Source organism: Devosia sp. Root105 (assembly GCF_001424865.1).
In the GTDB taxonomy this organism is placed as follows: Bacteria; Pseudomonadota; Alphaproteobacteria; order Rhizobiales; family Devosiaceae; genus Devosia_A.
The window spans coordinates 1-25,015 of record NZ_LMCR01000008.1 but is presented as its reverse complement, the minus strand read 5'-3'; the positions used below and the strand labels follow the sequence as shown (position 1 = coordinate 25,015).

The 25,015-nt window shown below is 65.1% G+C and carries 23 protein-coding genes; 9 read left to right on the top strand and 14 right to left on the bottom strand.

Annotation, left to right across the window (positions count from 1 at the left end):
- Positions 1-167 precede the first annotated feature (167 nt).
- Entirely contained in the window at positions 168-878 is a 711-nt protein-coding gene (gene ctrA, locus ASC68_RS08020; RefSeq protein ID WP_055877515.1) for a response regulator transcription factor CtrA, read from the bottom strand.
- 395 nt (positions 879-1,273) lie between these two features.
- Here ctrA and fliI point away from each other — a divergent pair, with 395 nt between their 5' ends.
- On the top strand, positions 1,274-2,614 hold the full coding sequence (gene fliI, locus ASC68_RS08015) for a flagellar protein export ATPase FliI (RefSeq protein WP_055877513.1): 1,341 nt from the start codon (positions 1,274-1,276) through the stop codon (positions 2,612-2,614).
- A 28-nt stretch (positions 2,615-2,642) separates the two neighbouring features.
- Entirely contained in the window at positions 2,643-3,056 is a 414-nt protein-coding gene (fliJ, locus tag ASC68_RS08010) for a flagellar export protein FliJ (RefSeq protein ID WP_055877511.1), read from the top strand.
- A 69-nt stretch (positions 3,057-3,125) separates the two neighbouring features.
- Here fliJ and ASC68_RS08005 read toward each other — a convergent pair whose 3' ends face one another.
- The gene (locus ASC68_RS08005; RefSeq protein ID WP_082528001.1) at positions 3,126-4,109 is read right to left on the bottom strand and encodes a PRC-barrel domain-containing protein; all 984 of its coding nucleotides are present in this window, start codon (positions 4,107-4,109) and stop codon (positions 3,126-3,128) included.
- 238 nt (positions 4,110-4,347) lie between these two features.
- Between ASC68_RS08005 and ASC68_RS08000 the strand changes: the two genes are divergently transcribed.
- A complete protein-coding gene (locus ASC68_RS08000; protein ID WP_055877506.1) occupies positions 4,348-4,896 on the top strand; it encodes a DsbA family protein in 549 nt (182 codons plus the stop codon).
- A 560-nt stretch (positions 4,897-5,456) separates the two neighbouring features.
- On the opposite strand, the gene ASC68_RS07990 is transcribed toward ASC68_RS08000, so the two are convergent.
- The 8 genes from ASC68_RS07990 to fliF form a co-directional block, all read right to left on the bottom strand.
- Entirely contained in the window at positions 5,457-5,891 is a 435-nt protein-coding gene (locus ASC68_RS07990) for a GNAT family N-acetyltransferase (protein ID WP_055877501.1), read from the bottom strand.
- Between the two features lie 38 nt (positions 5,892-5,929).
- Positions 5,930-7,066: a putative zinc-binding metallopeptidase gene (locus tag ASC68_RS07985; RefSeq protein ID WP_055877498.1), complete on the bottom strand. Its 1,137-nt coding sequence runs from the start codon at positions 7,064-7,066 to the stop codon at positions 5,930-5,932.
- Positions 7,067-7,176: 110 nt separating this feature from the next.
- Positions 7,177-9,273, bottom strand: coding sequence for a flagellar biosynthesis protein FlhA (gene flhA / locus ASC68_RS07980; protein WP_274532714.1), 2,097 nt, complete (start codon positions 9,271-9,273; stop codon positions 7,177-7,179).
- Positions 9,274-9,468: 195 nt separating this feature from the next.
- Positions 9,469-10,839 carry a sigma-54 dependent transcriptional regulator gene (locus tag ASC68_RS07975; protein ID WP_055877494.1) on the bottom strand — a complete coding sequence of 457 codons (1,371 nt, stop codon included), beginning with the start codon at positions 10,837-10,839 and terminating at the stop codon, positions 9,469-9,471.
- A gap of 214 nt (positions 10,840-11,053) precedes the next feature.
- A complete protein-coding gene (gene fliN / locus ASC68_RS07970; protein WP_055877559.1) occupies positions 11,054-11,341 on the bottom strand; it encodes a flagellar motor switch protein FliN in 288 nt (95 codons plus the stop codon).
- Positions 11,342-11,373: 32 nt separating this feature from the next.
- On the bottom strand, positions 11,374-12,015 hold the full coding sequence (locus ASC68_RS07965; protein WP_055877492.1) for a FliH/SctL family protein: 642 nt from the start codon (positions 12,013-12,015) through the stop codon (positions 11,374-11,376).
- Positions 12,015-13,091, bottom strand: a complete 1,077-nt coding sequence (gene fliG / locus ASC68_RS07960; protein WP_055877489.1) for a flagellar motor switch protein FliG — start codon at positions 13,089-13,091, stop codon at positions 12,015-12,017. The genes ASC68_RS07965 and fliG overlap by 1 nt, the downstream gene beginning before the upstream one ends.
- An 11-nt stretch (positions 13,092-13,102) precedes the next feature.
- Positions 13,103-14,788: a flagellar basal-body MS-ring/collar protein FliF gene (gene fliF / locus ASC68_RS07955; RefSeq protein ID WP_055877557.1), complete on the bottom strand. Its 1,686-nt coding sequence runs from the start codon at positions 14,786-14,788 to the stop codon at positions 13,103-13,105.
- Positions 14,789-14,941: 153 nt separating this feature from the next.
- Here fliF and ASC68_RS07950 point away from each other — a divergent pair, with 153 nt between their 5' ends.
- Both ASC68_RS07950 and ASC68_RS07945 read left to right on the top strand, forming a co-directional pair.
- Entirely contained in the window at positions 14,942-15,568 is a 627-nt protein-coding gene (locus tag ASC68_RS07950; RefSeq protein ID WP_055877485.1) for a glutathione S-transferase family protein, read from the top strand.
- A complete protein-coding gene (locus tag ASC68_RS07945; RefSeq protein ID WP_055877483.1) occupies positions 15,565-16,191 on the top strand; it encodes a glutathione S-transferase family protein in 627 nt (208 codons plus the stop codon). The genes ASC68_RS07950 and ASC68_RS07945 overlap by 4 nt, the downstream gene beginning before the upstream one ends.
- 263 nt (positions 16,192-16,454) lie before the next feature.
- Here ASC68_RS07945 and ASC68_RS07940 read toward each other — a convergent pair whose 3' ends face one another.
- On the bottom strand, positions 16,455-16,733 hold the full coding sequence (locus tag ASC68_RS07940; protein WP_055877479.1) for a DUF1153 domain-containing protein: 279 nt from the start codon (positions 16,731-16,733) through the stop codon (positions 16,455-16,457).
- Positions 16,734-16,960: 227 nt separating this feature from the next.
- Between ASC68_RS07940 and ASC68_RS07935 the strand changes: the two genes are divergently transcribed.
- On the top strand, positions 16,961-17,512 hold the full coding sequence (locus tag ASC68_RS07935; RefSeq protein ID WP_055877477.1) for a pyridoxamine 5'-phosphate oxidase family protein: 552 nt from the start codon (positions 16,961-16,963) through the stop codon (positions 17,510-17,512).
- Positions 17,513-17,723: 211 nt separating this feature from the next.
- Here the strand turns inward: ASC68_RS07935 and ASC68_RS07925 are convergent, their stop codons facing one another.
- Both ASC68_RS07925 and ASC68_RS07920 read right to left on the bottom strand, forming a co-directional pair.
- Complete coding sequence (locus ASC68_RS07925) at positions 17,724-18,416, bottom strand: flagellar hook assembly protein FlgD (protein ID WP_055877473.1); 693 nt, start codon at positions 18,414-18,416, stop codon at positions 17,724-17,726.
- 66 nt (positions 18,417-18,482) lie between these two features.
- Positions 18,483-20,252, bottom strand: a complete 1,770-nt coding sequence (locus tag ASC68_RS07920; RefSeq protein WP_156387283.1) for a flagellar hook-length control protein FliK — start codon at positions 20,250-20,252, stop codon at positions 18,483-18,485.
- A gap of 249 nt (positions 20,253-20,501) precedes the next feature.
- Here ASC68_RS07920 and mnmA point away from each other — a divergent pair, with 249 nt between their 5' ends.
- Positions 20,502-21,653 (top strand): tRNA 2-thiouridine(34) synthase MnmA, encoded by a 1,152-nt coding sequence (gene mnmA, locus ASC68_RS07915; RefSeq protein WP_055877468.1) that lies wholly within the window; start codon positions 20,502-20,504, stop codon positions 21,651-21,653.
- On the opposite strand, the gene ASC68_RS07910 is transcribed toward mnmA, so the two are convergent.
- Positions 21,650-21,838 (bottom strand): hypothetical protein, encoded by a 189-nt coding sequence (locus tag ASC68_RS07910; RefSeq protein ID WP_055877465.1) that lies wholly within the window; start codon positions 21,836-21,838, stop codon positions 21,650-21,652. The two genes, mnmA and ASC68_RS07910, sit on opposite strands and share 4 nt — an antisense overlap.
- Positions 21,839-22,067: 229 nt before the next feature.
- On the opposite strand from ASC68_RS07910, the gene ASC68_RS07905 reads away from it, so the two are divergent.
- Positions 22,068-22,625, top strand: a complete 558-nt coding sequence (locus ASC68_RS07905; RefSeq protein WP_055877462.1) for an RNA polymerase sigma factor — start codon at positions 22,068-22,070, stop codon at positions 22,623-22,625.
- Complete coding sequence (locus ASC68_RS07900) at positions 22,622-24,853, top strand: VWA domain-containing protein (protein WP_055877458.1); 2,232 nt, start codon at positions 22,622-22,624, stop codon at positions 24,851-24,853. Before ASC68_RS07905 ends, ASC68_RS07900 begins: the two co-directional genes overlap by 4 nt.
- Positions 24,854-25,015 lie beyond the last annotated feature (162 nt).

Below are 25,015 nucleotides of genomic sequence, written 5' to 3'. Positions count from 1 at the left end.
ACAGCGGGGGGCAGCCCGCACCGGCTGGAGTATCTCACCGTTTGAAGGCGCCAAGAATAGCGAAAACCCCGCACCTTCTGGTACGGGGTTCCCCAGGTCTGCCGCAACGCAGGACTGAATGAGTTAGGCGACGCCAAACGGCGCGCTAGGCGACGCTAAGCAGCGCGCTAGGCGACGCTCGATTCGGCGAAGCTTTCGTTCTCGTCGGGCTCGCGCAGCACGTAGCCGCGGCCCCAGACGGTCTCGATGTAGTTCTTGCCACCGGTGGCGACCGAGAGCTTCTTCCTGAGCTTGCAGATGAAGACGTCGATGATCTTCAGCTCGGGCTCGTCCATGCCGCCATAGAGGTGGTTGAGGAACATTTCCTTGGTGAGGGTAGTGCCCTTGCGGAGCGAGAGCAGCTCCAGCATCTGGTATTCCTTGCCCGTGAGATGGACGCGGGCGGATTGCACTTCGACGGTCTTGGTGTCGAGGTTCACGGTCAGGTCGCCGGTGGAGATGACCGACTGCGCATGACCCTTGGAACGGCGGACGATGGCGTGGATGCGGGCGACCAGCTCATCCTTGTGGAACGGCTTGGTCATATAGTCGTCAGCGCCGAAGCCGAGGCCGCGCACCTTGTCTTCGATGCCGGCGAGACCAGAAAGGATCAGGATCGGGGTCTGCACCTTGGCCACGCGCAGGGTGCGCAGCACTTCGTAGCCCGACATGTCGGGAAGGTTCAGATCGAGCAGGATGATGTCGTAATCGTAGAGTTTGCCTAGGTCGACGCCCTCTTCACCGAGGTCCGTCGTGTATACGTTGAAACTCTCTGATTTGAGCATCAGCTCGATGCTCTGCGCTGTCGCGCTGTCGTCCTCGATCAAGAGTACACGCATGCCGTCAATCCCCTTAAACCGTTCCCTGCTGGAACTATGGATGAGGCGCCCTGCGCGTTCACCCTTAACCGAACCCTACTGGATATGACCCAAACCTAAGCGCAATTAGTTAACAAAGTTTAATTCTGATCCGCAAGATGCAATGGGTCTCCCGTTAGTGATATGTTAAATCGTTGAAAATGCTACAGAAATCGCACCTAACCGACTTAAGAAACTAGGTTAAGAAAGCCCTTCAATCGACTCTGCCGACTCAAGGATTTGGGGCCCTTGAGGGCTCGAAAAGCGGCTCGCGGCGCGCCAGGCGGATGTCGGGGTAGGGGCCCATGGTTAACGCTTTTTGCTTAACGTTCGGTTACCGTGGTCCTCAAGCGATTCGGGCACCGTGAAAGAGGCCGATGCAGTCCCTGAGAGCCGCAATTGACGCCATCGAGGACGTTGAAGTCTTCGGGCGCGTCAAAACCGTGCAGGGCCTGCTCATCGAAGTGGTCGGGCCGGTGCGCGAGCTGCGCGTCGGCGGGCGCGTCGAAATCGAAACCACCAATGGCGGCGTGCTGGGCGCCGAGATCATCGGCTTCCGCGATGGCCATGCGCTGTGCCTGCCGTTCGGGGCGCTGAACGGGGTGCGGCTCGGGTGCCGGGCGCTGTTCAAGAGCCATGATGGGGCGGTGCAGCCCTCCGAGTACTGGCTGGGGCGGGTGATCAACGCCGATGGCGAGCCGATCGACGCCAAGGGTCCACTGATGCCGGGCGCCACGCCCTATCCGCTGCGCCAGGTGCCGTTGCCGGCGCATGAGCGCATGCGGGTGGGCGATCCGCTCGATATGGGGGTGCGCACCCTCAACACCTTCACCACCATGTGCGAAGGCCAGCGCATGGGGATCTTTGCCGGCTCGGGTGTCGGCAAGTCGGTGCTGATGAGTATGCTGGCGCGCAACGCCCAGGTGGACGTGGCGGTGATCGGGCTGATCGGCGAGCGCGGTCGCGAGGTGCAGGAATTCGTCACCGACTATCTGGGCGAGGTCGGCATCCAGCAGGCCGTGGTGGTGGTCGCGACCTCCGACGAGGCGGCGCTGATGCGGCGGCAGGCGGCCTACCTGACGCTGACGCTCAGCGAGTATTTCCGCGACCAGGGCAAGCGGGTGCTGTGCATGATGGACAGCCTCACCCGCTTCGCCCAGGCGCAGCGCGAGATCGGCCTTGCCATCGGCGAGCCGCCGACCGCCAAGGGCTACCCGCCGACGGTTTTCACCGAACTTCCCAGGCTGCTCGAAAGAGCCGGTCCAGGCCTTGCTGAATCGGGCTCCATTACCGGTCTATTTACCGTTTTGGTGGAAGGTGACGATCACAATGAGCCCATTGCGGACGCCGTTCGCGGCATTCTCGATGGGCACATCGTGATGGAGCGCTCGATCGCCGAGCGGGGACGCTATCCGGCGGTCAATGTGCTCCGGTCTATCTCGCGAACCATGCCTGGGTGCGTGCCGGCCAATGTGCGGCCCACCCTGCAGAAGGCGCGAGAGCTCATGTCGACATTTGCCGACATGGAGGAACTGATCCGGCTGGGGGCATACCGGAAGGGATCGGATCCAGGCGTGGACCGTGCCATCGCGATCAACCCGGCGCTGGAGGCGTTTTTGAGCCAGCAGCGGGAAGAACGCACCTCTATTGCCGACGGCTATGTCATGCTGGAAGCAATTCTGGACAAGGTGGGCGAGCAAACCGCGTCAGTGAAGTGAATGACTTGAGGTGTAAGGAGTACAAGTCATGAAGTCGCGCAGCGAGAGCCTGATCCGGCTTAAGAAGTTTCAGGTCGACGAGAAGCGCCGGCAGGTCACGCAGATCGAGATGATGATCGCCGATTTCGAGCGGATGGCCGCCGAACTCGACCAGCAGATCGAAATCGAGCAGCAGAAGACCGGCATCTCGGATATCGCGCATTTCGCCTATTCGACCTTCGCCAAGGCGGCGATCGCCCGCAGGGACAACCTGCTGGCCTCGGCCAACGACATGAAGGGCAATCTCGAGGCGGCGCAGGATGCGTTGGCCGAAGCAGTGGAGGACCTCAAGAAGGTCGAACTGCTGGACCAGCGCGAGCATGGCCGCGAGACTGCGGCGGAAGCCAAGTCCGAGCAGGCCGAATACGACGAGATCGGCCGCCTCCGGCACATCCGCCGCTGAGGCTCTTCGCCGTCAGACAATGAAAAAGGCCCGCCGGAGCGGGCCTTTCGTGCTTGCGACAGCGGATACTTACTGCAGAACGTCGGTCTTCAGCAGCTGGGTGTCGCGCTCGGCTTCCCAGGTGTCCTTGTTGTAGGCCACGGCCTTGTCGAGCTGATCGCGCGTCACGTTGAGGAACAGGAACTTGTCGCCGTTCGCGTTGGTGGCAAAGCGCAGGTTCTCGACCGAAACGGCCACCGGCTTGGTGCCGATGCCGAGGAAACCACCGAAATCGATGATCACCGCATCAACGGCCTTGCCGTCGGCGCCGAGGATCACGTCGCCGATGGCGCCGAGGTGCTCGTCACCCGGGCCATAGGCATTGGTGCCGATCAGCTCTTCAGCGGTGAGCGGCGCATCGGTCAACGTGGCGCGGTCGATCGGCCCGGCCACGGTGGTGGCTGCCGGGGTAGTGCTCTGATCGGCCGGAGCCATGGCGTCGGCGGGCTGATCGGCCGGAGCAGCGTTGTCAGCCGGAGCGGTTGCCGCAGGGGCATTGGCGTCGGCTGCCGGCGCTGTCGTATCTGCCGGAGCAGCGTCGGCGGCGTCATCAGTGGTCTCGAAGTTCGGGGCGGTCTCCAGCGCTTCCTTGGTGGTCGCCAGCACGAAGCGCTCGCTGCCGTCTTCGGCGGTGATCCACTCGAGCTCGGCATAGTTCACGGCAACGTTCTTTTCGCCGATGCCGAGGAAGCCGCCAACGCCGATGACCACAGCGGCGACTTCGCCGCCTTCACCGATCACCAGGTTATTGACGTCGCCGATATGCTCGGCGTCCGCCGCGGACGAGGAATAGACCTGCTTGCCGATAATTTCAGTCGCGAGGTTATCCTTGTCGGTGACGGTGTAGCCGGAAGCGAGGATCGAGGTGTCGAGCGGTTCGGCCGGCGTTGCTTCGGTGGTGGCGGGAGCCTCGGCGGCCGGAGCTTCGGTTGCCGGCGCAGCGGCGTCCTGCGCCATGGCGCCTGCAGTGAGCAGGGCGACGACGGCAGTGGTGGTCATAAGGGTACGGAACATTTAAGGTTCTCTCGTTCGTGGGTTCATGAACAAGGCCGTGCGGCACATCGCTTGGCTGTGGCGTGCCGCACGGCCCGATGCAGACATAACGTCATCACGAGGCGAGCGTTCCGGTCCCCCGGAAATCAAACCGGGCGACCGTTTTCAGTTTGGTCTGCGCGAACTTCAACCAATGTCCGATAGGCCAGGCCGCCGGGTCGGGTAGCTTGGCGCTCTGATTTGATGAGAGGTATTTGCCGTGGCTGAGTTCCGGGTCGATCCATTGGTATGGGGCCACGGGCCGCGACAGTTCGAGGTGTTCCTCGAGCCGACCTGTCCCTACTCCGCCAAGGCCTTCGGCAAGCTCGAGCCGCTGCTGGCGGCAGTGGGCGAGGACAAGCTGACGGTGAAGATCCGGCTGCACTCGCAGCCCTGGCACATGTTCTCGCCGGTGATCGTCAGGGCGATCTATGCCGCGGCGCGCCTGCCGGCGGGCAATGCGGCGGCGAGGCAGGTGATGCAGGCGGTCTACGAGCATCGCGAGGAGTTCGAGTTCGAACGGCATGCCACCGGGCCGAACCGCGACGCGACGCCCAACGACCTGATCCGGCGCATCGAAGGCTATACCGGGCTCAGGCTGATGGCGGCGTTCGACGAGCCGCTGCTCGACAAATCGACCCGCTGGGATGCGCGCTATGCTCGGCAGAACGGCATCCACGTATCACCCAGCTTCATGATCGACGGGATCGTCCAGGCTGACATGAGCAGCGGCGACGAGGTTTCGGTTTGGGTCAAGAAGCTGGCTTAGGCTGTTGTGATTGGGCGGCATTGGCGAGGATGTCATCCCTGCGAAAGCAGGGACCCAGCTCTCAACCTGCGCCGGAGGATAGATGGGTCCCAGCTTTCACTGGGATGTGGGTGGGGTGACCGCGGTGGGTCAGCTCGACCACGACTGCTTCTCGTCGCTGCAAAAATCAAAGGCCGGCCCCGTTTTCCGAGGTCCGGCCTTCCACGCCTCCCAGCGTTCTGTCGGGGCGGCGAGGCGCCCCACGTCCAGCAAGCTAGCGGAGAATTGACGGCGGCGCGCGGTTTGCCGGGTTAACCGGTAAAGATTGAATTAATTCGGTAAGGGCTTGGTAGTCTCTTCGCCGGGGCGCGGCTGCGGGAGCGCGGCCTAGAGCGGCTGATCCTCAGGCCGCTCAGTGAGCCGACCACATTTGGGGCAACGGTAGGGGTAGTCCGGCCAGGAGGTTCCAAACGAGACCAGCACGAACGCCCAATGGAACAACCGTGGCCATTGCTTCCTCACTGCCAGCACCAAGCCGTGGTTGGGGCAGTTCTGGTACTGCTTGTCCCCGGCCATCCGCCTCAGTACGTCCTCATCTTGAGGTGGAGAATGCCTGAGCCATCGTCGAACGGCTCGCCGAAGGCGACGAAACCGAGCTTTTCGTAGACGGCGAGCTTGTCGTGCTGGGCGGTGAGATAGAAGCGGCTCTCGCCCTTGTCGCGCGCCAGGGCCATGGCGTGGCGGAGCAGCCGGGTGGAGATGCCCTGGCCGCGCCAGAGCTGCGCAACGACCACGCGGCCAAGCTTCACGTGCTCCGGCGTCCATATGATACGCAGCGTGCCGACGACATTGCCGGCGGCAATCGCCACCAGATGCGTGGCGGTAAGGTCGTCGGCGTCGAATTCCTCAGCCTCGGGGATCTGCTGCTCGATGACGAAGACCTCGCGGCGCAGCGCGAAGGCGGCGTTGCAAAGGGTGGAGAACACCGGAACGGTGAGAAGCGTGATGTCGTGCATGCCGGATAGAGATCACATCAGCGCCGACCGCTCCAGCCTCAGGTACGGGGCAACTCGGCTGGGCCGCTGGGGACGTTGATCGGGATCGGCCCGGCGGCGCTGGGGACGGTCCATTGCACGGTGCCGGCATCATGCACCAGCCGGGCGACGAAGCCGAGCTTGGCGATCACCTCGGGGGTGAGCACGAATGGGTAGGCGTCGTGCTGCCCGACGGCGCGGTTGAGATTGTTCATCAGCGAGGCGAGCGGAATCCAATTCTCGATCAGCTCGTCGATGTCGGCATCGTCATAGGGGTCGTAGTCGAGCCGGGTGGTCAGTTCGCCTCTCTGGTCGACGGCGGGCCGGAGGTTGAGGCCGAAGGAGGCCGCCATCTCGGTGGTGTCGACGAGGTGCAGGTAGTGCGCGAAGGTCTCGGCGAAATCTTCCCAGGGATGGGAGGTGGCGTAGGCCGAGATGTAGTGCTGCTGCCAGCCGGCGGGAGCCCCGTTGGCGTAGTGTGCGGCGAGCGCGCTCTCGTAGTCGGCGCTCTCGTCGCCGAACAGGGTGCGGAACTCCTGATGCGCCGGGCGGCCGGCGATCAGCAGATCCCAGTAATAGTGGCCGATCTCGTGGCGAAAATGGCCGAGCAGGGTGCGGTAGGGCTCGTTAAACCGGGTACGGCGGTACTCGCGCGCGGCGTCATCGGCCTCTTTCAGCGCCAGGGTGATGATGCCGCTGTCATGCCCGGTGAGCACCGGGGCGCGCGAAACCTCCTCGTTGAGGAACCTGAAGCTCAGGCCGTGCACCGGGTCTTCGTTACGGGTGGCGAGTGGCAAATGCAGCCGCAGCAGCGAGTAGATCAGCCGCTTCTTGGCGCGCTCGATCACCTGCCAGCGGCCTAGATCGACCGGGTTCTTGATATCGGGGATCAGCCCGTTATGGCGGCATGCGAGGCAGTAGGGATCGGCTCCCGGCGCATGCAGCAGCAGCCAGTTGCAGGCGCCATGCGCGGCATTGGCGCAGTAAACGAAGGAGCGGTTGAAGAAGGCCGGCGCCATCCAGATCCCGGGGCCGCCATCGAGCGAGAACAGGTTGTTGGTGAGCGGGCCATAGCCGAGCGCACGGCCGCAGCGCTCGCAGCGGGTGTTCTCGAAGTAGAGCAGGTGACCGCAATGGTCGCAGCGGAAGAGCTTCATCGGGGCTCGTGGGGTGACGCGGGACCATAATGCACGCTGGCGTGGCGTGGTTCCGGGCGCCACCCCGGAAAACTACTGGTGCGGCCCACGCTCCCTGGTTTCCGGCTCGATCAGACGCTCCCGATCGTCTTCAGCCGTACGCGCGGGTGTACTTCGTTCTGGCTCATCACCACGGTCTGCGGGCGGAAGCGTTCGATGATGGCGCGGACATGCGGGCGGATACCGGGGGAAGTGATGAGGACGGGGATTTCGCCCATCTGGGCAGCGTTCTCAAAGCCTTGCTGGATGCCGACGATGAACTGCTGCAGGCGCGACGGAGCCATGGCGAGGTGGCGGTCATTGCCGTCGCCGACCAGCGCCTCGGCGAAATCCCGTTCCCATTGCGGCGACAGGGTGAGCAGCGGCAGGTTGCCGTCCGGCCCCAGATTGGCGGCGCAGAGCTGGCGGGCGAGGCGCGAACGCACGTGCTCGGCGATGGTCTGGGCGGTGCGGCCCGGGCCGGCGATCTCGGCGATGCCTTCGAGGATAGTGGGCAGGTCGCGGATCGAGATGCGCTCAATGAGCAGGGTCTGCAGCACGCGCTGCACGCCCGAGACCGAGATCTGGCTGGGGATGATGTCCTCGACCAGCTTCTGCTGATCCTTCGAGAGGCCGGCAAGCAGCGACTGCACGTTGGCATAGCTGAGCAGGTCCGAGACGTTGGCCTTCAGCACCTCGGTGAGGTGGGTGGAGATGACCGTCGAGGGGTCGATGATCGAGTAGCCGCGGAGCTCGGCTTCGTCGCGCAAAGCCGGCTCGATCCAGGTGGCGGGCAGGCCGAAGGTCGGCTCGGTGGTGTGGACGCCGGGCAGGTTGATCTCCCGGCCCATCGGATCCATCACCATCAGCTGGTGCGCGAAGATCTGGCCGCGGCCGGCATCGACCTCCTTGATCTTGACCTTATAGTCGTTCGGCTCGAGCTGCATGTTGTCGAGGATGCGGACCGGCGGCATGATGAAGCCGAGCTCGGTGGCGAGCTGCCGGCGCAGCGCCTTGATCTGCTCGGTGAGCCGATCGGTGCCGGTGTCGTCTTCCTTGACCAGTGACAGCAGGCCATATCCGAGCTCGAGCTTCAGCTCGTCGATCCTGAGGCTGTCGGAGATCGGCGCTTCGGTGGCGACCGGGTTGGCCTGGGCATGCTCCATGGCAGCCTCGACGATGGCGCGATCGGCGGTGGCGGTTTTCTTCCTGCCCGACTTGAAGGCGAGCCAGCCGCAGCCGGCGGCAAGCGCCAGGAACGGGATGATCGGCATGCCCGGCAGCAGGGCCAGCGCACCGATGACGGCGGCCGACATGCCGAGCGCCTTGGGATAGCCGGTGAACTGGGCGACCAGCGCCTTGTCGGCCGAGCCGGTAACGCCGGCCTTGGAAACCAGCAGGCCCGCGGCGGTCGAGACGATCAGGGCCGGGATCTGGCTGACGAGGCCATCGCCGACGGTGAGCAGGGTGTAGTTGTGGCCGGCTTCGGCGAAGCTCAGGCCCTCCTGCAGCATGCCGATGACGAGACCGGCGATGATGTTGATGAAGGTGATCAACAGGCCGGCAATGGCGTCGCCGCGCACGAACTTGCTGGCGCCATCCATGTTGCCGAAGAAGGCGCTCTCGGCCTCGAGGTTTTCGCGGCGCTTGCGCGCGGTGGTCTCATCGATCAGGCCGGCCGAGAGGTCGGCGTCGATGGCCATCTGCTTGCCGGGCATGGCGTCGAGGTTGAAGCGCGCCGCGACTTCGGCGATGCGGCCCGAACCCTTGGTGATGACGATGAAGTTGACGATGATCAGGATGGCGAAGACGACGACGCCGATGACGAAGTTGCCCCGCATGACGAAGTTGCCGAACGCCTCGATGACGTGACCGGCGGCATCGGTGCCGTTATGGCCCTCGGCGAGGATCAGGCGGGTGGTGGCGAGGTTCAGCGCCAAGCGCAACATGGCGGCGATCAGCAGCACCGTCGGAAAGGCCGAGAACTCGAGCGGCGTCTGGATGAACAGCGCCGTCATCAGGATCAGCACCGAAAAGACGATCGAGATGGCCAGCAACAGGTCGAGCAGCAGCGGCGGCAGCGGCACGATGAGGACGACGATGATCCCCATAATGCCGATGGCGAGCCCGATATCGGACGTGCCGAACGACTTCCACAGCCCCTGGATCGAGAAGGTCGGAAGCTTCAGGCCGGATGGGCCGGGGGCAGAGAGATCAGCCACGATGCATAGGTCCTGAAGTCAGAGCACTTGGCCCACCCCCACCCTTGATCCCTCCCCACAAGGGGGAGGGAGACGATGGAACGGAAGGTGCAGAGAGCGCCTCCCTCCCCCTTGTGGGGAGGGAATGAGGGTGGGGGTGGGCCAAGTGCACCGGTGAGCGCGTCACGCCGCGCTGTTCCGCTGTTCGCCGGGGCCCGGCACGGCCAAACCTTCGTCGGCGTATTGGTTGAGCTTGTTGCGCAGCGTGCGGATCGAGATGCCCAGGATGTTGGCGGCGTGGGTGCGGTTGCCCAGCACGTGGTCGAGGGTGTCGAGGATCAGGTCGCGCTCGACGTCGGCGACGGTGCGGCCGACCATGGCGCGCGAGATGGTCTCGGCGGTCTGGGCGGCCTGCGTCGCCACCGAGGCCATGGCGACCACCTCGCTGAGGCCGGTGCCATCAGGCATCGAGATGGCGTCGGGGCCGATGATTTCGCCGCCCGACAGCAGCACGGCGCGGTGGAGGGTATTTTCGAGCTCGCGCACGTTGCCCGGCCAGGGGGCGCGGAGCAGCGCGTCACGGGCTTCGGCCGAGAGGACGCGGCGGCCGAGGCCGTTGGCCTTGGCGTACTTCTCGACGAAGTGCTCGGCCAGCGCCGCGGTATCGCCGGGGCGCTCGCGCAAGGCCGGGAGTTTCAGGTTCACCACGTTGAGGCGGAACAGCAGATCCTCGCGGAAACTGCCGTCCTTCACCGCTTCGCTGAGGTTGCGGTTGGAGGTGGCGATGATGCGGATATCGACCGGCACGGGCTTGGTGCCGCCGACGCGGTCGATCAGCCGCTCCTGGATGGCGCGGAGGAGTTTTGCCTGCAGGCGCACGTCCATTTCGGAGATTTCGTCGAGCAGCAGGGTGCCGCCCGAGGCTTCCTCGAACTTGCCGATGCGGCGCGCGACAGCGCCGGTAAAGGCGCCCTTCTCGTGACCGAACAGTTCGCTCTCGAGCAGCGCCTCGGGGATGGCGGCGCAGTTGATCGAGATGAAGGCGCGGGAAGCGCGCTTCGAACGGGAGTGGAGGTACTTGGCCATCACCTCCTTGCCGGTGCCGCTCTCGCCGGTGATCAGCACCGAGGCCTCAGAGGGGGCGACCTGCTCGGCGAGCTTCACCACGCGCGCCATCACCGGGTCGCGATAGAGGAAATCAGAGGATTCGCGGGCGACGGCGGCGATGACGGCGGCGATCAGCTCGGCGTCGGGCGGCAGCGGGATATATTCCTTGGCGCCGGCGCGGATGGCGTTCACCGCGGCGGCAGCGTTGCTCTCGGTGCCGCAGGCGACCACCGGGATGACGATACGCTCGCCATCGAGCCCGGCGATCAACCCGGCAATGTCCATCATCACGTCGACCAGCAGCAGGTCGGCGCCGCGGCCGGCGCGCAACGACGCAAGCGCGATCTCGATCGAGGGGGCGTGGGCCACCTTGGCGCCGCCATCCATGGCAAGCTTGGTGGCGGTGGTGAGCTGGCCTTCGAGGGCGCCGACGATAAGAAGCCGCATTATTGGTCTCCGAACTCTCGGATTGATGCCTTCTCCCCTTGTGGGAGAAGGTGCCCGAAGGGCGGATGAGGGGTTGGTTCAGCCGACACCGGCCGCTCGTCACTTCGCTCCGAGCGCGCAGGCTTCGTCCGCGGACCCCTCATCCGGGCTTCGCCCACCTTCTCCCACAAGGGGAGAAGGCCCGACTGATGGTGCAGTGTGTCGCGTCCGAGCATCACGCTGCCTTGATGATTTCGGTCATGGTGACGCCGAGACGGTTCTCGACGAGGACGATTTCGCCGCGGGCGACGAGGCGATCATTGACGTAGATTTCGACGGCTTCGCCGACCTGGCGGTCGAGCTCGACGACGCTGCCGACATCCATCTTGAGCAGGCTCGCCACCGGCACCTTGGCGCGGCCGAGCACCACCGAGATGCGGACGGGAACGTCGAATACGGCCTCGAGGTCGGCGGCGGTCTTCTCGCCGGGCGGGGTGTAGCCCTCGCGGCCGGGAGCGGCCATTTCCTCGAAGGTGATCCCGGTATCGACGGTGCTCATTGCTCGGTCTCCTCGTTAAGTCGGATGCCGCGTGCGGCGAAATACTGGGCGATGCGGGCGTCGATCTCGGCGCTGAGCTTCCTGATATCGCGGACCACGCCGCCATCGGCCCACTCGATGCGGGCATCGCCGATGGCGATGTCGGGGTCGCCGAGGACGACCAGCCGGCCGGTGAAGCCGGAGGTGGTCATCTTGGCTGTAGCGATGTCGCGGACGGCGTCGGCAAGCGCCGGGTCGCAGCGGATGACGAGGTGCGGCACGCCATCGAGCGTTGCCATGCACTCGGCCACCAGTTGCTCGATCTCGACCGTCGGCTCGCGGGCAATGAGGCCGCCAGCGAGTTTCCTCGCAATCGACAGCGACAGCTCGACGCCTTCGGCAATGGTCTGCTTGCGCGCATCGTCCATGCTGGCTGCCATGGCGGCAACGCGCACCGCGAGGGATTCGGCGGCAGCGGCTTCGGCCTTGGCGGCCCTGGCGACGGCGGTGCGCTCGCCCTCGGCGAGGCCGGCCTCGCGGCCTTCGCGGCGGGCCTCCTCGAGCAGGCTCGCCATGGCGGTCTCGGTGACCAGCGAGTTGCGCTCCTGGCGGCGGCCAAGATCGAGATCGAAGGTGAATTTGGCGGGCGCGGCGCTCATCAGCCGATCATCTCCTCATCGGCCTTGCCCTTGGTGATGATGATCTCGCCCTTGGCGGCGAGATCCTTGGCAGTGGCGACCATGCGGCCCTGCGCCTCGTCGACATCCTTCAGGCGAACCGGGCCCATGGCCTCCATGTCGTCCTTCAGCATCTTGCCGGCGCGGGCCGACATATTGGCGAAAAACACCTCTTTGACCGTGTCGTTGGCGCCCTTCAACGCCAGGCCGAGTTCCTTCTTGTCCATCTTCTGCACCAGCGTCTGGATCGCCGAGGGCTCGAGGCGGGCCAGATCCTCGAAGGTGAACATCAGCGCCTTGATGCGGTCGGCGCCGTCGCGGTCGCGTTCCTCCAGCGTGGTGATGAAGCGCGCCTCGGTCTGGCGATCGAACGAGTTGAAGATCTCGGCCATCTGCTCATGGCTGTCGCGGCGCTTGGTGTGGCTGAGGGTCGACATGAACTCGGTACGCAGCGTCGTCTCGATCTTCTCGAGGATTTCCTTCTGCACCGGATCGAGCGCCAGCATGCGCTGCACCACTTCCATCGCCAGCTCCTCGGGCAGGGCGGCGAGCACCTTGCCGGAGTGATCGGTGGCGATCTTACTGAGCACCACGGCGATGGTCTGCGGGTACTCGTTCTTCAGATAGCTGGCGAGAATATCCTCCTGAACGTTGCTCAGTTTCTCCCACATGTTGCGGCCTGCCGGACCGCGGATTTCTTCCATGATCGAGTCGACGCGATCCTGCGGCAAGAAGCTCAGCAGCAGGCGCTCGGTGGTGTCGGAGTTGCCGGCGATAGTGCCGTTGGAGGAGACGCGGGTGACGAATTCGATGAGCAGCGAATCGAGCATATCCGGGGTGATCGGCCCGAGCTTGACCATGGCGCGCGACAGCTGGCGGATTTCCATCTCGTCGAGCTCTTCGAGGATCGGCTTGCCGAAATCCGGGCCGAGCGCCAGGAGCAGCACGGCGGCCTTCTCATCACCGAGGAGAGCGCGCTGGCTGGCGTTGGCGCCGACGACCAGTTGCTTGCTCAGCACCTGGTCGGTGGTCTGGTCGAGTGCGGCTGCGGCGGCCATCTAGTTCATCCTCACGTGGCGCTCGCCAGCCAGTCGCGCACGATCAGTGCGGCCTGCTTGGGGTTTTCGTCGACCAGTTCGCCGACGGTCTTCAAGGTATTGGCCTGGGTCTCGCCCATCGCCTTGGCGCTGTTCATCCAGGCGGGAACGCGGGCTTTGCGCGGCTGCTCGTCTTCCTCGACGTAGTTGCCGCCATTGAGGTTGGGGAGCGAGGAAACCATGGCGTTGGAGCCGAAATCGCCCGGGCCGTGATGGGCCGGGCCGCCGCCGAGCTCGGCGCTGGCGGGGAGGGCCAAAGTCTTCCCCTCGGGGGCCAGCACGCGCTTCAGCAGCGGGCGGAGCACGAAGAACACCAGCGCCAGGGCGATCAACAGGGTCACCGCCATCTCGGCGCCGTTCATCAGGTCGTCGCGGGTGAAGTCGAGCAAGCCCGGCTCGCTGGTGCCGGCGGCGGCGAGTTCAGGGCGATCGGCAAACTGCAGGTTGGCGACCTGCACCTGATCGCCGCGGGCGTCGGAGAAGCCGATGGCGGATTTCACCAGCGAGGTGATCTGGTCGATCTCGGCCTGGGCGCGCGGGGTATAGACCGAGTTGCCGGTGGCGTCGGCGACATAGGTGCCATCGACCACCACGGCGATCGACAACCGCTTGATGCCGCCGGCTTCGGTGAGCGCCGTCTCGGTGACCTTGGAGATCTCGAAATTGGTGGTCTCTTCGGTGGTCGAGCCCTGCTCCATGGTCGAGCTGCCGCTGCCGGAATTGGCCGACGCGCCGGGCAGTTCGTTGGAGACGCTGACCTGGCCGCTATCGCCGTTCTGGGCGGTGTTGGAGAGATCGCGGGTCTGGGTGGAGCGGATCACCTGGCCGTTCGGGTCGAACGTCTCAGAGGTCTTGCTCAGCCGGTTGAGGTCGAGCTCGGCCGAAACCTGCACCCGGGCGCGGCCGGAGCCGACGATATTGGCGAGCAGGTCTTCGACGCGGCTGCGCAGGCGATTCTCGACATTGAGGGTACGCTCCTCGGTCTCGCCAGCGATGACATCCTCGGGGCCGTTGCCGGCACCGGAGGCGAGCAGGCGCCCCGTATCGTCGACCACCGAGACGCGCGCCGGGGTCAGGCCCTCGATGGCGGAGGCGGCGAGATGCTGGATGGCGCGGATTTCACCGGCCGAGAGTTCGCCGCGCACCGACAGCACGATCGAGGCGGTGGGGTCCTTCTGCTCGCGGCTGAACAGGGCGCGTTCGGGCAGGACGAGATGGACGCGGGCGCTCTTGATGCGGGCCAGCGACGAGATGGTGCGGGCGAGTTCGCCTTCGAGCGCCCGGACGTTGTTGATGTTCTGGACGAAGCTGGTGGCGCCCAGCGTCGACTGCTGGTCGAAGATCTCGTAGCCGACCTGGCCCTTGTTGGGCAGGCCGTTCTGCGCCAGCGACATGCGAATCTGGGTGATCTGGTCGCGCGGCACCAATATGGTGTCGCCTTCGCCCCGGATTTCGTAGTTGACGTTCTGGGTCTGGAGTTCGGAGACGATGGCCGCCGAATCCTCGAAGGAGAGCCCGGAATAGAGCGGCGCCAGCGGCGGCGTCGAGGCGCGCATGATGAGGAAGGCAAAGAACCCCAGCATCAGCACGGCGATAACGGCCATGGCGGCGACGCGCGCCAAACCGAGGCGGTTGAAGAACTGCAGCAACCCGTCCACGCGGACCGTACCCTTGTTATTCTTGGGTGCGCGCAAACGCACCGAGCCCATAGGCAAAAATTACCCAGTGGATGGTAAACAAGTGATTAACCGGCGGTTGCAGAATGCAAAAAGGCGGCAAGCTTTGCCGGGTGAGGTTAAGGAGACGTGAGTATGGGAACGCTGAGCATCCTGGGTCGGGTGACCTCGATCAATGTGCGCAAGGTCATGTGGACCTGCGACCTGATCGGCATCGGCTACGAGGTCGAGATCTGGGGGATGCCGCATCGCGACCCCAGGGCGCCGGAATTCCTCAAGCTCAACCCCAATGCGCAGGTGCCGGTGATCATCGATGACGGGTTCGTCTTGTGGGAGAGCAACGCCATCATGCGCTACCTGTCGGAATCGCGCCGCAGCGGATTGTGGCCGGTGGCGGTGAAGGAGCGCGGGCTGGTCGACCAGTGGCTGACCTGGCAGGTGGCCGAGCTCAACGCGCAATGGGGTTATGCGGTCTATGCGCTGATGCGCAAGAACCCCGCCTATACCGACGAGACCCGCATCGCCGATTCGATCCGCAACTGGACGGCGAGGATGCAGATCCTCGAGGCGCAGCTTGCGGCGGGCGGAGGCTTTGCCGCCAATGGTCGGCTATCCATCGCCGATATAGGGCTCGCCGTCTCGACCCACCGCTGGTTCTCGACCCCGTTCGACAAGCCCGAGCTGCCGGCGGTGAAGGAGCACTACGAGCGGCTGAAGGCGACGGCGGAAGGGCAGAAGTATATGAGCGCCGATACGCCATGACGCGCCTCAGGATCCTCGGTCGGGTCACCTCGAGCAATGTCCGCAAGGTGTTGTGGACGGCCGACCTCTGCGGCATCGATTACGAGCACGAGATCTGGGGGATGCCGCATCGCGACCCCAGGGTGCCGGAGTTCCTCGCGCTCAACCCCAATGCCACGGTGCCGGTGATCGTCGACGATGGGTTCGTCATGTGGGAGAGCAGCGCCATCATGCGTTATCTCGCGCAGAAATCCGGCAGCGACCTGTGGCCCGAGGAGGTGCGGCAGCGGGCGTTGGTCGACCAGTGGCTCACCTGGCAGGCGACGGAGCTCCTGCCTTCGTGGCTCTACGCAGTGACGGCGTTCCTCGCCAAAAACCCGGCCTTTGACGATCCGGAGCGGATCGCGCAGTCGGTGGACAAGTGGTCGGCCAACATGCGGATGGCAGAGGCGCGGCTCGCCGAGGGCGGCGGCTATGTCGCCAACGGGCGGCTCAGCCTGGCGGATCTGGCGCTGGCCCTCTCCTCGCACCGCTGGTTCTCGACCCCGTTCGACCGGCCGGAGCTGTCGGCGGTGACGGCGCACTACCAGCGGCTCAAGGCGACCGAGGCCGGGCAGAAGTATCTGGGCGAGGCGACGCCTTGACGAGGCACTCGTAGCGGCGGGGGATCGCCTTCTCCCCTTGTGGGAGAAGGTGGCCGAAGGCCGGATGAGGGGTATCTCTCCGCGCACCGTGTCGCTCGTCGCTTGCGCTCCGATCGCGCTGCACTTCGTTTCGCGAACCCCTCATCCGCCCTTCGGGCACCTTCTCCCACAAGGGTAGAAGGCACCGACTGATAGTGTGAAGCCACAAACGACAAAACCCGCCTCGGCTGCCCGGGCGGGTTGGTCGTCAGCTCCGGAAGGGCTCAGCCTTCGCGGTAGTGCTGGATCCAGGTCGTGCGCAGACCAGCAAGGCCATGCTTGTCGATGGCGGCCTGCCAGTTCAGGAATTCGTCGACGGAAAGCGTGTAACGCTGACAGGCTTCCTCGAGGCTCAACAATCCACCGCGAACGGCGGCGACAACCTCAGCCTTGCGGCGGATAACCCAGCGACGGGTGTCCCTGGGAGGCAGATCCGCAATCGTCAACGGACTTCCATCCGGGCCGATCACGTACTTTACACGCGGACGCATTTGTACGGTCATTGTACTCACTTACTCAACCTGACCACATCCCGAACCGTAGCCCATCGCACTTAAAATTCGGCTAAGGCATTACTTAAAATGCGTTAAAAGCCGGGGCTCTCAGGATGTCTCGGCATTAACAATTGCAGGAGCTAAGCGCGACCGATTCCAGCGACAAGGCTTGGTCGCAAGTTGCATGGAATGCGTCTCTATTTGTCGGTATCGGCTGCCATGAAAGGGGGCTCGCCATGGCCAAGGATTTCCCCGCGCTATCAGCGCATCACCGTGACTTCATCAGCCGGCAGCACTTGTTTTTCACCGCCTCGGCAGCGGTGGGAACACGCATCAACATCTCGCCGCGCTCGACCGACATGTTCCGGGTGATGGGCGACAATGCTGCCTGCTACCTCGACCGCACCGGCAGCGGCAACGAAACCGCCGCGCACCTCAAGGCCGACGGGCGGATGACCATCATGTTCTGCGCCGTCGAAGGGCCGCCGCTGATCCTCAGGCTTTATGGCCGCGGCCGCATCATCGGGCGCGGCGGCGACGAGTACGCCCGGCTGCTGCACGAGCAGTTCGCCGACACCGAGCCACTCGGCGCCCGGCAGATCACCTGGCTGGATTTCGACCTGGTCAAGACCTCATGCGGCTACGGCGTGCCGTTGATGAGCTATGAAGGCGAGCGCGACACCATGGACCGCTGGGCCGAAGCCAAGGGGCAGGACGGGCTCGAGGCCTACTGGCAGGAAAAGAACATGCTCAGCATGGATGGGTTGCCGACCGGGTTTGGGGAGTAGGGGGAGCGACCCTCACCTGTCTCGGCCCCAGGCTCGCCGGTGGCCCACTGGCAGCACCTCCAACCCGGTGTCATCCCAGCGAAAGCTGGGACCCATCTCGCCCCCCGCGCCAGCCGATAGTTGGGTCCCAGCTTTCGCTGGGATGACAGCCGGTGGTTGGGGCAGCTCGGTGCCTAACTCCTGATCCATCTCGTCTTGCAGCCCGATGGCCTTAAACCGCGGTCTCCTCATCCTTCGGCTCGTCGGCCGCCGTCTTGGCACGGACCGAGAGGATGGCGGAGAGGTTGACGCGGGCGCCGCCGACAATGAGCACCGGCTCGGAGCCGGAGAAGTCGATGCCGGTGACTTCGCCGGTCATTTCGGTGGCGACGCCGACCAGCTTGCCGGTGGCGGTGTCGCGGGCTTCGATGCTGACCGAGTAGGTGCCCTCAGGCTTTTTCTGGCCATCGTTACCGATGCCGTCCCAGGTGAAGACGCTCTCGCCCTTATCGACCGTGCCGGCCTTGGTGTAGACGACGTTGCCCTTCGCATCCTTCACGGTGGCGACGATGTCGGCTTTGCTGTCGACGGCGAAGTGCCACTTGGCCTCGCCCTTCAGCAGTTCCGTCTTGACGCCCGAGGCAGTGACGATCTTGCCGACATAGCTCACCGCCTGGGAATTGTTGGCGGTCTGCGTCGAGGTCATCATCGCCTCGAGGAATTCGTTGGTCTTCAGCTGCTGCTCGACGCCGGTGAACTGCACCAGCTGCTGGGTGAACTGGTTGGTGTCGAGCGGATCGAGCGGGTTCTGGTTCTTCAGCTGCGTGGTCAACAGCTGCAGGAAGGTATCGAAGTTCTGCGCGATGGTCTGGCGGGTGCCGGTCAGGGCACTGTTATTGTTCGAGCTGACACCGGTTACGGCCATCTGTGGCTCCCTAGAGGGGGCAGGCTCTCCTGACCCCCAGACAGAAAAGACTAGAGCGACATCGCCCTAGACGAAGAGATTGAGGCCACTGGCCGAAGCCGTGCCGCGATAGGTGGTGGTGGCGGTTTCCGCGCCAACGTCGTCGCCGCCGGCAAAGCTGTCGCCGCGGCCATTGAAGCCCTGGTGATCGCCGCGGCCGTCGCCCATGCCGCCCTGCTGGGCGAAGGGGTTCTGGCGCAGCGAGAATTCGAGGTTGGTTTTCGACCCATCGAGCCCGGCCTGCTGTAGCGCCTGCTGCAGGGCGCGCTGATCGCGCTGCATCAGGTCGAGCGTTTCCGGGCGCTCCACGGTGAGCCGGGCATTGACGGCGCCGGACTTGTCCACGTCGAGCTTCACGTCGATGCGACCGAGCTCGGGCGGATCGAGGCGGATCTGGAAGCGGGTGTTGCCGGCCTCGAACTGGCGCACCACCTCGAAGGCCACCTGCGGCAGATTCACCTGCTGCAGCGGCATCTGGTAGGCGGCGTGCACGGCGCGGGCGACGGGGACCGCGGCGAGCTGGGTGGCCGGTGTATTGGCGGCCGCGGCGTCGACAGGCGTCGATTGCGGCTGTGAGGGCTGCGCCGGGGCGGCCGCCGGCTTGCCGTCGCCCGCTTCCGGCTTTTCGGTTTTCGTGGTGGTCGCGGCGGTGACCGGCCGGGCGATCTCGGGTTCGCTGGCTTCGAGCTTTGGCGTGGGCGCTGGCTCAGGGGCCGCAGCGACGGTGGTCGCGGGTTCGGCCTGCTTGGTTGGCGCGGTGACGGCCTGTGGCAGCTCGAGCGTCGGTGCGGTGAAGGGCTTTGCCGCGACTGGCTTGGCGGCGTCGGGCTTGGGCGTCGCGAGCGCTTCGATGATGCGCTTCAATTCACGCTCGGTGACCGCCTGGTCGAGACCGAGCGCGGCCTTCAGGTCCTCGGGCAGTGTTCCGGATTTCAGCGTGGTGGCGAGGGCGTCGAGCTTCCTTGCCAGCTCAGGGTCCTGGGCCGCCAGTTTCTCGCTGAGCTTGCCGATATAGAGGCCGAGCTGGCGGAGAGCCGGCGGGGCTTGCTCGAGCGTCGTCGCGCCCCTGGAAGGGGTGGGCTCGGGAGTCGTGGCTTCGGGACCCGCGGTTTCGGGCGCGGCGGCATCCGGGGCGGCGTCGGCCACCAGCTGTGCAAAGCTTTCCGGCAGATCGGGAACGTCAGCGGCGGGTGCCGGCTGAGTTGCGATGGGCCCCGGCCGGGTGGCGGCCGGCGCGGCGGCAGTCTCGGGGGCATCCATCGCGGGAGCCGCTGCCGCCGGAGGCGTCGCGGGGGCAGGGGCAGGGGCGGCGTCCACTACGCTCGGAATGACGCCGTCGCCGCTGGCGAGCGCAGTGATCTTGGGATCGATCTGCGGGGCGGGCGGCGCGAAGGTGCCGAGATAGACGGCGACAGCATCGAGGGCGTCGCTGAGCTTGTTGTGGAGCGCCGGGTCGACAGGCTTGCCGGCGTCGAGCGCATCGTTGATGGCGATCAGGGCGTCGCTGAGTGTCTTCAGCAGCGATTTTCCCTGCTCGGTCTGCATCGGAGGCCGGTCGTTGATGGCGATCAGCGGCGTTACCGTGGCGGTCTCGGGCAGCACGGCTGCCTGACGCGGGACGGCCGTCTCGGCAAGAGCAGTGGCTGGGGTTTCGCTGTCGGGCGTGGGTTGTGGGACGAGCAGCGCCAGCAGCGCTGCGAACAGGCCATCGGGCGCCGCTTCCTCCGGCGCAGCCGTGTCGCCCCCGGTGATCAAACCGGGAGTTGCCGCCGCCGCAAATCCAACCGTAACCGTCACAAACGCCTCGCTGGAAACAATGCTCCACTAAGGGTGATGCAAGGCGCGTGCCGGATGGTGAGGCAAGCAATCTCAATGGGTTGGCCCTGGTCGCCCGGAATCGACAGCGGCAGTTTGCGCCGGTGGCGGCAGAATTTGCCGGGTTACTGCGAGGTCGCACCGGATTTCCGTGTGGCACGTGACACCGGCACACAGAACGACTATACCGCGCCCGATCCGTCGGACCTTGAACCCTTCTGGATGAGAGATATGGACCTGAATTCGCTTGATCTGCCCAAGCGTCCCGAGGACACGCGCGTCGTGGTCGCGATGTCGGGGGGCGTCGATAGTTCCGTGGTCGCCGGGCTCTTGGCCCGCCAGGGCTACGATGTGGTGGGGGTGACCCTGCAGCTTTACGACCATGGCGAAGCGACGCACCGCAAGGGCGCCTGCTGCGCCGGCCAGGATATCCACGATGCGCGGCGCGTGGCGCAGGCGCTCAATATCCCGCACTACGTGCTCGACTATGAAGAGCGCTTCAAGAACTCGGTGATGGAGCCGTTCGCCAATGCCTATCGGCAGGGCGAGACGCCGGTGCCGTGCATCGCCTGCAACCAGAGCGTCAAGTTCGTCGACCTGATGGAAGTGGCCAGGGACCTCGGCGCCGACGTGCTGGCGACCGGGCACTATGTGCAGAGCAAGCTCGTTGACGGCAAGCGCCGGCTGTTCCGGCCGGTCGATGACTCGCGCGACCAGAGCTATTTCCTGTTCGCCACTACCGAACAGCAGCTGGATTTCCTGCGCTTCCCGCTCGGCGGCATGACCAAGCCGGCGGTGCGCGAGCTGGCGCGTGAGTTCGGGCTGGAGATCGCCGAAAAGCACGACAGCCAGGACATCTGCTTCGTGCCGCAGGGCAAATATGCCGACGTGATCCGCAAAATGCACCCGGAAGCCCTGGCCGAGGGGGAGATCGTCCACCTCGATGGACGTGTGCTGGGCAAGCACGAGGGGATCGTCAATTACACCATCGGGCAGCGCAAGGGTCTCGGCGTTGCGGCAGGCGAGCCGCTCTACGTGGTCAAGCTCGAGCACCGCACCGGCCGGGTCATCGTCGGCCCACGCGAAGCGCTGATGACCAAGACGGTGCGGCTGCGCGACGTGAACTGGCTGGGCGAGCGCCAACTCGCCTCGCTGGCGGCCGGCAATGGCATGCCGATCGAAGTGAAGGTGCGCTCGACCCGGCCGCCACAGTCAGGGGCCGTGCACATGGCCGATGGCGAGGTGTTCGTCACGCTGTTTGCCGGCGAATACGGCATCTCGCCGGGGCAGGCCTGCGTGTTCTATGCCGATGAGAGCGGGACCAGCGAAGTGCTGGGCGGCGGCTTCATCGCCGAAGCTGTGCCGCAGGCGCTGGTGGCTTAAGGCGAAGTGCTGGTGGTTTCGGCGGCGGGCTGCGTCGCCGACTCCTTGAGCATCTGGTAGTTGCCGAGCCCGCCGAGCATGGCCGAGATGATGTAGGTCAACAGCAGCGCGCCGAGCAGCAGCAACAGGATGCGGCTGCGGTTGAGGCGGAACGGGCTGTCGGGCTTTTTCGGATCTTCGGACATAGGGATGGGTTAGCCCTCCGGTGCCCTCGTCGCAAGTGCAGCAGGTGCGGCGTGTGGCTGCGGGGGCACTTCCCATGCCAAATGCACCGGCCCCTTCTCCCCCACAAGGGGGGAGAAGGGCATCGCGGCTGGGGCAAGAAAAATCTTCACCACCACCCCAAGGATCAGTCGCCGTTCATCGTCTCAGTCCTAGAACACCGGCTGAAAGCTCACATAGGTGCTACGGTCCTTGACGCCTGAATTCAGCAATAGCGGGGTGCTCGACGCCCCAGTGACCGATGAAACGCTGATCGCGCGGGCGGTTGGTGGTGATCGGCGTGCGTTTGGCGAGCTGGTCGAACGGCACTACGATTTCATCTTCCGCACGGCGTGCAAATGGTGCGGCAAGGTGTCGGATGCCGAGGATGTGGCGCAGGATGTGTGCATCAAGCTCGCCTCGATCCTCAAGAGTTTCGACGGGCGCTCGGCGTTCACCAGCTGGCTCTATCGCGTTACCCTCAATGCGGTGCGCGACATGCAGCGGGCGCGCAGCCGGCGCGGGCGCAATGCCGACCGCTATGCCGAGGTGACGCCGGATGAATACCTGCCCGAGCAGGAAGACGCAGCGACCAGTAAGGAGCTGTGGACCGCAGTACGCAGACTTCCCGAACAGCAACGGGATGCAGTGCTGCTGATTTACGCGGAGGGGATGAGCCACGCCGAAGCCGGCGTGATCATGGGGTGCAAGGAGGCGACCGTCTCCTGGCACATCCACGAAGCCAAAAAGACCCTGAGGGGGCTCCTATGAGCAACCACATGAACGACGACGACAAGCTCAACGCGCTCAAGCAGGCGCAGACCCCGGCTCCCTCGGAGGCGGCGCGCCGCCGCGCGCTCGATGCCGCCATGCTGGCTTTCGATGCCGAACAGGCGAACGCGAAAAAAGCCACCCAAGGAAATCCGATCACCCAGCGTCTCAGGTCCATCTTCGCCAATGCGAAAGGGACCTGGATCGTGGATAACCGCCTCACTTACGGCCTTGGCACCGCAGCTGTCGCACTGCTGCTGCTGCCGCTCGGCTATCAGCTTTACAACAGCACCGCGATCACCCCGATCGGCGTGCCGCCAGTTGCGGTCAGCAGCAAAGATGCAGACCAGCCGATGGCGATGGTCGAACCAGAGCCGGTGGCGCAGCCCGAACCGGCGCCGATGGAACTCGGCCGCGCCGACGAACTGAAGACCGAAGCGGCCGGCACTACCGCAGCCGCGACCACGGCGCAGGAAGCTCCGGCTACGGTCGGGGCAGATGCCAGCACCTCGAACATCGCGGCCGCCGCGCCGGACGGCGAGGCCGACGTGATGCGTCAGGATAGCCTGATGCTGGGTGACGAAGTCGCCCCGCAGAACAGCATGGCGGTGGATGCGGTCCCACCGGTGATGCCGGCGGCGCCGACGGTCGAGATGCGGATGGCGGCGCCTAAGCAGATGGCCGCGCCTGGTGTGATGCAGAACGAAGCCTTCATGGCGGCCCCTGCGCCTGCCGATGCGATGATGGCGAAGCCCACCGAGCCGAGCGGCGACGAGTTCTCGAAGTTCACCGAATCGCCGCTCAAGGTGGTGAAGACCGATCCGGTCTCGACCTTCTCGATCGACGTCGATACGGCCTCCTATGCCTATGTGCGGCGCTCGCTGACCGAGGGCTGGGTGCCGGAGCCCGATGCGGTCAGGCTCGAGGAGCTGATCAACTACTTCAACTACAATTACCCGGCGCCATCAGACGCTGCGACGCCGTTCAAGCCGACGGTCTCGGTCTATCCGACGCCGTGGAACGGCAAGACGCAGATCGTCCAGATCGGTATCAAGGGTTATGTCCCCGCGGTGACCGAGGACAAGGCGTCGAACCTGGTGTTCCTGATCGACACTTCGGGGTCGATGGATGAGCCGGACAAGCTGCCGCTGCTGAAGCGGGCGTTTGCCCTCCTGGTCGACCAACTCGGGGCCAACGACACCATCTCGATCGTCGCCTATGCCGGTTCGGCCGGCGTGGTGCTGGAGCCGACCAAGGCAACCGACAAGGCCAAGATCATCGGTGCGCTGGAGAACCTCTCGGCCGGTGGCTCGACTGCCGGCGCCGAAGGGATCGAGCTCGCCTATCGGCTGGCCGAGCAGAACAAGGTTGCCGATGGCGTCAACCGGGTGATCCTCGCCACCGATGGCGATTTCAATGTCGGGATCGACGATCCGGAAGACCTGAAGACCTACATCAAATCCAAGCGCGACGGCGGGGTGTTCCTGTCGGTGCTCGGCTTTGGCCAGGGGAACCTGGGCGACGACACGATGCAGGCGCTGGCGCAGAACGGCAACGGCAATGCCAGCTACATCGACAGCTTCAAGGAAGCCCAGAAGGTGCTGGTCGAGGATGCCGGCGGCACGCTCGAAACCATCGCCAAGGATGTGAAGATCCAGGTCGAGTTCAACCCGGCGGTGGTCAGCGAGTACCGGCTGATCGGCTACGAGACCCGGGCGCTGAACCGCGAGGACTTCAACAACGACAAGGTCGATGCCGGCGAGATCGGGGCGGGCACCACCGTCACCGCGCTCTACGAGATCACCCCGGTCGGCTCGGGCGCCGAACTGAACGACCCCTTGCGCTACAGCACCGATGCCACGGCCGAAACGGCCGGCAATGGCGAGATCGGCTTCCTCAAGATGCGCTACAAGCTGCCCGACGAGGAAACCAGCAAGCTGATCGAGCAGGCGATCGGCAAGGACCAGGCGGTTTCGAGCCTGTCGGAAGCCTCCGAGGACTCGCGCTTCGCCGCGGCAGTCGCCGCCTTCGGACAGAAGCTGAGGGGTTCGAACTATGGCGAGATGAGCTGGGCCGATATCCGGTCGCTGGCTCAGGGCGCCCGCGGCACGGACGAAAACGGCTACCGCGCCGAGTTCATGCAGCTGATCGATATGGCGAAATCGCTGGCGCCGGAGACCGAGGAGCCGCTCTGCACGGCGCCGGAAGGCAACCGCAACTGCCGCTAAGGCGGTAAGCGATAGCGCCGCTGCCCCCCACGGCGCTTATGAGCGCGGCCCCGCTGCTGTCGGAGCCGCGCTCGACTGTTGGGGGCGGCAGGAGCAATCACCGGCGGTGAGGCGAATCCTCCCCCGCGTGGCGGGGGAGGGGGACCGCCGAAGGCGGTGGAG

Coding starts and splice junctions, on each gene's coding strand:
- fliN (WP_055877559.1), bottom strand. CDS start 11,341: ATGGCCGCTCCCGGCCGCGAGGGCTACACCCCGCCCGGCGAGAAGACC.
- ASC68_RS07940 (WP_055877479.1), bottom strand. CDS start 16,733: ATGACCGTACAAATGCGTCCGCGTGTAAAGTACGTGATCGGCCCGGAT.
- ASC68_RS08005 (WP_082528001.1), bottom strand. CDS start 4,109: ATGTTCCGTACCCTTATGACCACCACTGCCGTCGTCGCCCTGCTCACT.
- ASC68_RS07945 (WP_055877483.1), top strand. CDS start 15,565: ATGACGCGCCTCAGGATCCTCGGTCGGGTCACCTCGAGCAATGTCCGC.
- ASC68_RS07975 (WP_055877494.1), bottom strand. CDS start 10,839: ATGCGGCTTCTTATCGTCGGCGCCCTCGAAGGCCAGCTCACCACCGCC.
- ASC68_RS07925 (WP_055877473.1), bottom strand. CDS start 18,416: ATGGCCGTAACCGGTGTCAGCTCGAACAATAACAGTGCCCTGACCGGC.
- ASC68_RS07950 (WP_055877485.1), top strand. CDS start 14,942: ATGGGAACGCTGAGCATCCTGGGTCGGGTGACCTCGATCAATGTGCGC.
- mnmA (WP_055877468.1), top strand. CDS start 20,502: ATGGACCTGAATTCGCTTGATCTGCCCAAGCGTCCCGAGGACACGCGC.
- fliG (WP_055877489.1), bottom strand. CDS start 13,091: ATGGCCGCCGCAGCCGCACTCGACCAGACCACCGACCAGGTGCTGAGC.
- ASC68_RS07910 (WP_055877465.1), bottom strand. CDS start 21,838: ATGTCCGAAGATCCGAAAAAGCCCGACAGCCCGTTCCGCCTCAACCGC.
- fliI (WP_055877513.1), top strand. CDS start 1,274: ATGCAGTCCCTGAGAGCCGCAATTGACGCCATCGAGGACGTTGAAGTC.
- fliJ (WP_055877511.1), top strand. CDS start 2,643: ATGAAGTCGCGCAGCGAGAGCCTGATCCGGCTTAAGAAGTTTCAGGTC.
- ASC68_RS07965 (WP_055877492.1), bottom strand. CDS start 12,015: ATGAGCGCCGCGCCCGCCAAATTCACCTTCGATCTCGATCTTGGCCGC.
- ASC68_RS07985 (WP_055877498.1), bottom strand. CDS start 7,066: ATGAAGCTCTTCCGCTGCGACCATTGCGGTCACCTGCTCTACTTCGAG.
- ASC68_RS07990 (WP_055877501.1), bottom strand. CDS start 5,891: ATGCACGACATCACGCTTCTCACCGTTCCGGTGTTCTCCACCCTTTGC.
- ctrA (WP_055877515.1), bottom strand. CDS start 878: ATGCGTGTACTCTTGATCGAGGACGACAGCGCGACAGCGCAGAGCATC.
- ASC68_RS07935 (WP_055877477.1), top strand. CDS start 16,961: ATGGCCAAGGATTTCCCCGCGCTATCAGCGCATCACCGTGACTTCATC.
- ASC68_RS07900 (WP_055877458.1), top strand. CDS start 22,622: ATGAGCAACCACATGAACGACGACGACAAGCTCAACGCGCTCAAGCAG.